At 44.7% G+C, this 5,573-nt stretch carries 2 protein-coding genes and 1 pseudogene; 1 reads left to right on the forward strand and 2 read right to left on the reverse strand.

Annotated features, from left to right (window positions below; all coding sequences use genetic code 11):
* A pseudogene (locus FYJ62_RS11010) lies at nt 1-269 on the forward strand (hypothetical protein); the annotation flags it as partial.
* A gap of 179 nt (nt 270-448) precedes the next feature.
* Here the strand turns inward: FYJ62_RS11010 and FYJ62_RS10005 are convergent.
* Both FYJ62_RS10005 and FYJ62_RS10010 read right to left on the reverse strand, forming a co-directional pair.
* Nucleotides 449-1,636, reverse strand: a complete 1,188-nt coding sequence (locus tag FYJ62_RS10005) for an RNA-guided endonuclease TnpB family protein (protein WP_154549536.1) — start codon at nt 1,634-1,636, stop codon at nt 449-451.
* Nucleotides 1,637-1,961: 325 nt separating this feature from the next.
* A complete protein-coding gene (locus tag FYJ62_RS10010) occupies nt 1,962-5,366 on the reverse strand; it encodes a glycoside hydrolase family 68 protein (protein WP_154549537.1) in 3,405 nt (1,134 codons plus the stop codon).
* Nucleotides 5,367-5,573 lie beyond the last annotated feature (207 nt).

Raw genomic sequence — 5,573 nt, forward strand, 5'->3', positions numbered from 1 at the left:
GTGGAAGCCATGTTCGAGAGCGTGAAAGAGATCTTCCAACTGACAGAAGAGCAGATGGAAAGGTTCACCAAAGCTTTCATTTCCCGCCTCCCGAAGTACATGCAAGAGGCTATATCGCCATCACTAGCAGCATAATTGAATATTTACTGGTTAAACTATTGAGTTTTCAAGGCTTCATAGTTCTTTTTGGTGTGGGAAGTTTAAGTAACTCATTTTTAGTAAAACCAACCTATTTTTTGATAGTTCATGAGATTTTGTTAATATTTTAATCATCACTTATCAACTACCTGGGAATAAATTCCCAGGTTTGCAACTAGCTAACTGTGGTACAAGTGAGTAAAGACTCTCCCACAACCAAAGGCTAAATACCTTTTACGCTGTTGCTTCTCAAACGTCAAAAGACGTTTCCGCACGTTGATAGGTACGGCGGTCTAGCATAATTTATACACTAGACTAATTTTTGATATGTTGGCTTATAATTACCGCTAACGTACATTGTTCCAAGATTTTGGATATTCATTGCGCCGATGCGGTCGTCATTTGACTTGTATCCACATTTATCGCAAATGTACAAATGTAGATTGTGCTTACGGTTTTCCTTGTTAATACGTCCGCATTTTGGACAGCGCTGACTAGTACAGTAAGCGTCAACTTTAATCACTTCACTGTGATTGAGATGAGCCTTGTAAGTCAATTTCTGTTCAAGGTCGTAGAAAGACCAGGAGCAATGCTCATATCGGTCTTCACGCTTGTGGTTATTAACGGTATCAAAGGTTACGTCAGTTAGATCTTCCAAAACAAACAATGAATCAGTTCCGTATTTTTCAACGAGTGTCTTAGACAAACAATGATTATAATCGCTCATCCAGCGGTTCTCTCGCTGACCAATTTTGCGGATTCGTCTTTTAGAGGATTTGGTATTAGTCAGCTGTAAGTGACATCTTAACTGCTTGTAATGGTTACGTTTTTTAGCAATCTGCTTGCCGCTTTTGAATAAGGTTTTGCCTTTTTCATCATAGCAGGTAACGATCTGCCTTAAACCACGGTCAATTCCAATTACGTGTCGAGTTTGATTAATATCGTAATCGTCAATTTCCCGGCTTGCGGAAATATGGAGATACCAGTGCTTATCAGATTTTAAAACCCTAGCACTGCCAAATTGCCAATCTTGATATTTTTCAAAGCCTGACATTGAGATTTGACAAATAATCCGGCCATCAAGCGTATTAAGGCTGACTTGATTGTCGTTTTTAAACGACCAGTCACGATTTCTAACCAGCTCAAATTGTGGTCTAGAAAAAGTAATAGGTTTCCACAGCCAAGTTAAGTCACGCTCGATTTTATAACCTAGGCATTTGTACGGCTTTTGACTTAGTTGTGTGGCAACAGTCTTATAACGAGCAATTACAGTCCGTAAAACAGATTGAGCCATTTGCGACTTCAAGCCGAAGGTATCACGCAAGTCGTGATACAAGGCTTTGTTAAGCTTCGATTGACCAAGTTCAAAATTGTTGTTAAAAACATACAGCGACGCATAATTACAACCTTGTCTGTAAGCTTCCATCGTTTTCTTAAGCGATTTGGCTTCGCTTTGACTAGGGTAAATGCTAGCTTTAATAGTTAGAGAAATTTCCAATTATTTAACCTCCTTTCAATACTTTGATTGTATCGTATTTTCTATTGAAAGTAAAAGCTAAAGCATTATAGAAAGGAGAAAGGCGTGCTCCTCCCTCGATTTAAATCGAAGGTTTCCGCACGCCAAACAACCAATGAATATTCTGATTTAGCAGAGTACGTTGGTTATTTTTAAGTCGAGATAATTGTACTAACTTACGTTCTCAGCCACATTCGACATTCAGTTTCTTTAACTAGTACCACGCGTATATAAGTCGTGCGCCACACAAAAAGAGGATCAGCTCAACTGAGTTGATCCTCTTTGATTATGTTGCTAATTTGCAAAATTAGAAGTTCTTGGTACTCATGTACTTGGATGGAGCAACAATGTAGTACTTCTTCCCCTTAAGCAGAACCGTGCTGCCGTAGGTATACTTCTTGGTTCCCTTCTTTACGAGGCCCTTTTGCTTCTTAAGCTTCTTGTTCTTGTAGGTGTAAACGTAGCCAGCATTCTTCACGGTCCGCTTTACGCCGTCAATGTTGCCAGCTGCTACATACTTGTTCTTGGCAATCTTGTAGTAAAGCTTGTTCTTGATGATCGCGTAGCCTTGTGCGTAAACCTTCTTGCCTGACTTGTAGACGCCCTTGCTCTTCTTGCCCTTGGCAGTGTAAACGCTGGCGTTGTGCTTGACTTGCACGTACTTGCCTACCTTGGCGTAGGTAACCTTCGCCCCGCTCTTCTTGTCAAACAGGTACCACTTGCCCTTGATCTTGTGAACGCCAACGAGCATTTGACCCTTTGCGTTGTAGTAGACGGTGACCTTCTTGGACAGCTTGACAAAGCCAGTCAGCATCTTGCCTGACTTGCTGTCGAATTGGTACCACTTGCCGTTAATCTTGTGACGGCCATACAGCATGTGGCCATCTGCGGCATAGTAAACCGTCTTCTTTTGGCTGGCGATGTAAACGAAGCCAGTCAGCATCTTCCCGCTCAAAGGAGCAAAGTTATACCACTTGCCGTTGATCTTTTGCTGGCCATACAGCATGTGACCATCCGCAGCATAATAAACCGTCTTGTCTTGACTTGGGATGTTGACAAAGCCAGTCAGCATTTCACCAGTGGTCTTGTCGAAGTTGTACCATTGGTCGTTAATCTTGTGCTGGCCATAGTACAAGGCACCGCTGTTGGCATCGAAGTAGTACTTCTTGTTATTGATCGTTTGCGCGCCAAAGACTTGCGCGCCAGTGCTGGTGCTGTAGTATTGGGTATCGTTGCCAACCTTTTGCCAGCCGCTTTGCTGTGAGATCTTGCCTTCGGCGTTGTCTCTGTACAGGTACCAGTTGCCTTTCTTGTTTACGCGGTCAATAAAGGTGTCCGTATCCATGCGGGCTTCTTTCAAAGAAGTAGCGACCAGTTCAGGAGCGGCACTGCCTTCATTCCAGTCCCAAACGCCTTGCTGCGTCAAGTAGTTTGTGACAACTTGCGTAGTGCCGTCATCCTTGACTTCAACCAAGTAGCTTGGCCCTAAAGTAGCGTTCTTGCCCTTGCCGGCCACTTCGCCACGGTTGCCCATGTACGGGTTGACCAACAGGAAGTGATTTACAAAGTAATCCTTAGTGTAAGTCTTGCCGTTGACCGTGACGCTGTTGCCCTTGATGTTGTCTGGATTAATCTTAACCGCATAGTATGAGTAGGTAGCAGTCCGCCAACTAAATGGAGTTGAAGCACCCAGGACCAGACCGTCGCCGTTCAAAGGAACGAAGTTGCCAGTCAAGCTGTCAGATACAAAGCCAAGCATCGTTACGTTGTCGCCAACCGTTGAGTCGGTGGCCTTGCTCAAATCAGTGTCAGTGGCGTGACTGATCCGGGCATCAACGAACAAGTAGTACTTGCCGTTCAGCTTCATCAGGTCAGGACGTTCGATTTCGTCACCGGTCAGAACAGTCTGTACCAATGGGTTGTAAAGCTTTTCGACCTTTGGCTTCTTAGGATTGCTCATATCCAGCTTCATAAAGCCGATTGCGCTGTTAGCCAACTGCGCGCGCATGGTCATGTCACTGTCACCAACAATCTTGATGATTTCGCTCAAGTTGTAGTTTGCATCGCCACCGTAACGGCCCCATTGGTAAAGGTTTTCGTATTTTTCAGGATTGGAGCCGTTGTTGCCAGTAGCCGTTTCGAAAGCAACATAGTAATTGCCGTCATCATCTTGGAAGATGTGGCCGTCACGGTTTTGTGGGTTGTCACCGCCACGGTTGGCACCGCTGGCCCATTGATCAAAGGTTTGGTAGGTAATGCCATCACCTTCAAAGAGGATTTGGTCGTTTTCAACGTTCTTGATTGAAACGACCCCGTTTTCCAAGCCCAAGTTAACGGTTGCGCTGGCTACGCGTTGGTGATTGCTCCCCAATTGGGACAAAACATTAGCATAGTAAAGCTGAACTGAGCCATCAGAATTGAGCATCGCTGAGCCAGACCATTGGCCACCGGTCACAGGCATATTGTAGCCAAAGATTGAGCCGGCAACCTTCCAGTTGGCAAAGTTGTTGTCGCCATACTTGTTGTAAAGCAGGTACAAGTGGCTGTCTGACTTGTGAGGAATCCCCATCATGGCTACAACCAGTTGGTAGCCATTCCAGTTTTGAACATAACCGGTCTTCGGGTCTTGAACAGGCCATGAGTCCCAGATGTCCATCGTTGCGTTCTCGCCAGTTTCGGCATCCTTGACGCTTTCCAAGGCTGGCATGTTGACCACCTTGTCGCCCTTAGTCAAAGGCATTTGCGTGTCCTTGTCACGCGTAACCACCTTGTTGGTGATTGAGTCATAATCCTTCAAGGTGTATTGGTTATCCATGGTCTTGTTGAAAAGATCAACCTTGTTCAAGACATCAATTGCGCTGTCAGTCAGTTGATCCATGGTGACGCTGCTGCCTTCACGCAGGGCAGCCGCAATGATCTTCTTGGCCGTATCATTCAGCTTGCCGGCCTTAGTGGTATCCGTTGCTAAAAATGCATTCAGCTTGGCATTGTTGGTAATGTTTTCGCCAGTGATGTCTTCGCTTTGATACTTCTTTGGCAAGGAAGTAACTGGGCCACCATTGGTTGCCTTGCTGCTCTCAGGGTTTTCTGGCACAGTTGGCACATCAGTCTTGCCGCCGGTTGATTGATCACCGCTGTCTGGCGCTTTTGGAGTATTACCAGTTGATGAACCTGGTGAGTCCGGCTTGTGGTTCGTCGTACCAGTTTGATCCTTCGTACCAATTTGACTATTGGCAGTGCCAGTAGTAGCAGTCGTTTGGTCATTGGTAGTACCAGTAGCGGTAGTTTGGTCCTTAGTGGTACCAGTAGTAGTTGCTTGGTCCTTGGTAGTGGCAGTTGCAGTAGTAGCTGCTTGATCCTTAGTTGTACCAGTAGTAGCTGTTTGGTCCTTGGTAGTACCAGTAGTAGCTGTTTGGCCATTGGTAGTACCAGTAGTAGCTGTTTGGCCATTGGTAGTACCAGTAGTAGCTGCTTGGTCCTTGGTAGTAGCAGTTGCAGTAGTAGTAGTTTGATCCTTGGTAGTAGCAGTTGCAGCATTAGCAGTAGTACCAGCATTAACTGCCGCTTGTGCCTGGCTTACAGTAGTATTAGCGTTCGCATCTTTATTAGTGTCAGCATGTACGGTGCCTGCTCCTAAAAGCAGTGAAGCCGTAAAGGCTGATGCCAGGATGCTTAAGCTTGAAAGCTTAGTATTAAATTTCTTTTCTGACATACAGTCACCTTTCCCTTGATAAATTGATAACACTTGACTAGATTATTTTAACTCATTTTTAGCATAATTATCTTATTTTTTGAGACTGTCAATTCTTTTGTGTAAATAAATCTTTCCGGCTAATTGATTCTTTAACTGTTTTTTAATCGAAGTACGATTCCAAGGTGTCTGCTACTTGACCAAAGCCCTTGTGAACTCGATTAGCGT

It is taken from the genome of Lactobacillus porci, from assembly GCF_009695985.1.
Classification (GTDB): Bacteria; Bacillota; Bacilli; order Lactobacillales; family Lactobacillaceae; genus Lactobacillus; species Lactobacillus absianus.

Bases quoted from the DNA above. Each gene is read 5' to 3' on its own strand.
- FYJ62_RS10010 (WP_154549537.1), bottom strand. From the start codon at position 5,366: ATGTCAGAAAAGAAATTTAATACTAAGCTTTCAAGCTTAAGCATCCTG.